Origin of the sequence: Nocardioides albidus (assembly GCF_006335005.1) — a bacterium.
GTDB classification, from domain to species: Bacteria; Actinomycetota; Actinomycetes; order Propionibacteriales; family Nocardioidaceae; genus Nocardioides; species Nocardioides albidus.
This window is the reverse complement of record NZ_VDMP01000027.1, coordinates 199,259-202,134: the sequence shown is the minus strand read 5'-3', so window position 1 is coordinate 202,134 and position 2,876 is coordinate 199,259. Positions and strand designations below refer to the sequence as shown.

Sequence of the window (2,876 nt, the reverse complement as noted above, 5' to 3'; positions counted from 1 at the left end):
CCGACGGCTTGTGCTGCCAGAACCCGATGAGGAGGTACGACGCGAGGCCGACGCCCTCCCAGCCGAGGAACAGGCCCACGTAGTTCTCCGAGAGGATCAGCATGAGCATCGCCGCGACGAACAGGTTCAGGTAGGCGAAGAACCGCCGCCGGCGCGGGTCGTGCGCCATGTAGCCGATCGAGTACACGTGGATCAGCGAGCCGACGCCGGTGATCAGCAGCAGGAACAGCGCCGACAGCGGGTCGTAGAGCAGGTCCATGCCGATCTGCAGCCGGCCCGCGTCGATCCAGTCGTAGAGGTGCTGGGCGACCTGGCGGTCACCCTCGTCGCGACCGAGCAGGCTCACGAACAGCACGAGGCTGATCACGAAGGACGTCGCGGAGGTCGCCGTACCGAGGAGGTGGCCCCACCTGTCGGTGGAGCGGCCGCCGAGCAGCAGCACCGCCGCACCGAGCAGCGGGAGGGCGATGATCAGCCAGAGCAGCGTGAACGGGCCGTCGGCGTCGGCCGGCGAGACCACGGGGATGTGCGTCTCGCTGGCCTTGAGGGTCAGCGCGGTGAGTGCGTGCATCGTCCGTCCTCAGAACTTCAGCAGGCTCGCGTCGTCGACCGAGGCCGAGCGGCGGGTGCGGAAGATGGTCATGATGATCGCGAGGCCCACCACGACCTCGGCAGCGGCCACCACCATCACGAAGAAGGCGGCGACCTGGCCGTCGAGGTTGCCGTGCTGGTGGGCGAAGGCGACGAAGGCCAGGTTGCAGGCGTTGAGCATCAGCTCGACGCACATGAACACGACGATCGCGTTGCGGCGGGTGAGCACCCCGATCGAGCCGATCGTGAAGAGGATGGCGCTCAGGACGACATACTCGGTCATTCGTCGACCTCCTGTGCGGCGGAGCCGATGGGAGTCGCGTTCTCCTCGCTCGAGCCCGTCGCCGCGGACCTGCCCGCGGTCTCCGGCGCGCTCTCGGGATCGACGCCCAGCTGGGCCTTGATCCGGTCGATGTCGCGCAGGCCCGCGTGCTGCATGGTGCCGCGGGCGGCGAGGACCCGGGAGACCGACGCCGGCGCCGGGCTGCCGTCGGGCAGCAGGGCCGGGGTGTCGACCGCGTTGTGGCGGGCGTAGACGCCCGGCGGCGGCAGCGGCCCGAGGTGGGCGCCGGTCTCGGCGTAGGCCCGCAGCCGCTCGGCCGCGATGCTCGACTGGGTGCGCTTCGGCGTGAGCCGCTCGCGGTGCGCGAGCACCATCGCGCCGACGGCGGCGGTGATGAGCAGAGCGCTGGTCGCCTCGAAGATGAAGACGTAGCGCGAGAAGAGCAGGTCGGCCAGCGCCTGCACGTTGCCGCCGCTGTTGGCCTCCTCGAGGCCGACGGCCGCGCCGAAGGTGAGCTGGGTCAGCCCGACCACCATCACCACGACGAAGGCCAGGCCGACGACCCACGCGATCACCCGCTGGCCCTTGATGGTCTCGACCGTGGAGTCGGACGCGTCGACGCCCACCAGCATGAGCACGAACAGGAAGAGCATCAAGATCGCGCCGGTGTAGACGATGATCTGGACCGCGAAGAGGAACGGCGCCTCGAGGACGGCGTACAGCATGGCGAGGCTGATCATCACCACGGCCAGCAGCAGCGCGGCATGCACGGCCTTGCGCACGAAGAGGATGCCGAGCGCGGCGAGGACCATGATCGGTGCGAGGACCCAGAAGGCGGTCACGACTGTGCCTCCTCGGTCGCAGGAACGGCCGGGACAGGGACCGGCTGCTGGTAGTCGCCGCGGTAGTAGTCGTCGTCGCTGCCGAGCCGCATCGGGTGCGGGGGCTGCTCCATGCCCGGCAGCAGCGGGGCCAGCAGATCGGACTTCTCGTAGATCAGGCTGGCGCGGCTGTCGTCGGCGAGCTCGTACTCGTTGGTCATCGTCAGCGCGCGCGTCGGGCAGGCCTCGATGCACAGCCCGCACAGGATGCAGCGCAGGTAGTTGATCTGGTAGACGCGGCCGTAGCGCTCACCGGCGGAGTAGCGGCCCGACTCCCTCGTTCCGTCCTCGCCCACGGTGCCGGTGTCATCGGTGTTCTCCGCGCCCTCGACGTAGATCGCGTCCGCCGGGCAGGCCCAGGCGCACAGCTCGCAGCCCACGCACTTCTCCAGGCCGTCGGGCCAGCGGTTGAGCTGGTGGCGGCCGTGGAAGCGCGGGGCCGTCGGCAGCTTCTCCTTGGGGTACTGCTCGGTGACGACCTTGCGGAACATCGTCCGGAAGGTGACGCCGAACCCGGCGACCGGGTCCCAGAGCTGCTCCTTGAGGGACGGGCCCTTGTCGCCCTTCTGGCCGGGCTGGTCAGCCATTGCTCACCCCTGAATCGCGGACGGTCTGGTGGTCGGTGTCGCCGGCGGTGCGGAACACCAGCGGTGCGGCCGCACCCCGGACGGCGCCGCCGGCGGGCATCGGCGGGACCGGGAAGCCGCCCGTGCGCGGCGTGGCGCCCTCGAGCTCGGTCGCGTCGGACTTCTCGGGGACCAGGAAGCTCACGAGCAGGATCGTCAGGACGATGCCGCCCACGATCAGCCAGAACTGCGGGTTCTGCCCGAAGCCCTCCTCGAAGACGCCCTCGTTGCGGGCGACCCGCATGGTGGCGACCGCGAGGATCCACACCAGCGAGATGGGGATCAGCCGCTTCCAGCCGAACGCCATGAACTGGTCGTAGCGCAGCCGCGGCAGCGATCCGCGCAGCCAGATGAACATGAAGATGAAGGCGAGGACCTTCCCGAAGAACCACAGCACCGGCCAGTAGCCCTCGTTGGCGCCCGCCCAGACCTCGTCGATCCAGAACGGCGCGTGCCAGCCGCCGAGGAACAGGGTCGTGGCCAGCGCGGAGACGG

Annotated in this window: 4 protein-coding genes and 1 pseudogene; all 5 read right to left on the bottom strand. The window is 69.7% G+C overall.

Translation table 11 applies throughout. The annotated features are described in order from the left end of the window. Positions 1-571, bottom strand: a pseudogene (locus FHP29_RS22980) (NADH-quinone oxidoreductase subunit L); the annotation flags it as partial. 9 nt (positions 572-580) lie between these two features. Then, a complete protein-coding gene (gene nuoK / locus FHP29_RS19380; protein WP_028657193.1) occupies positions 581-874 on the bottom strand; it encodes an NADH-quinone oxidoreductase subunit NuoK in 294 nt (97 codons plus the stop codon). Then, entirely contained in the window at positions 871-1,716 is an 846-nt protein-coding gene (locus tag FHP29_RS19375) for an NADH-quinone oxidoreductase subunit J (protein ID WP_139624511.1), read from the bottom strand. Before FHP29_RS19375 ends, nuoK begins: the two co-directional genes overlap by 4 nt. Beyond that, positions 1,713-2,342, bottom strand: a complete 630-nt coding sequence (nuoI, locus tag FHP29_RS19370; protein WP_139624510.1) for an NADH-quinone oxidoreductase subunit NuoI — start codon at positions 2,340-2,342, stop codon at positions 1,713-1,715. Before nuoI ends, FHP29_RS19375 begins: the two co-directional genes overlap by 4 nt. After that, a partial coding sequence (locus tag FHP29_RS22975) for an NADH-quinone oxidoreductase subunit H (RefSeq protein ID WP_240044617.1) occupies positions 2,335-2,876 on the bottom strand: 542 nt, incomplete at its 5' end. The genes nuoI and FHP29_RS22975, both read right to left, overlap by 8 nt.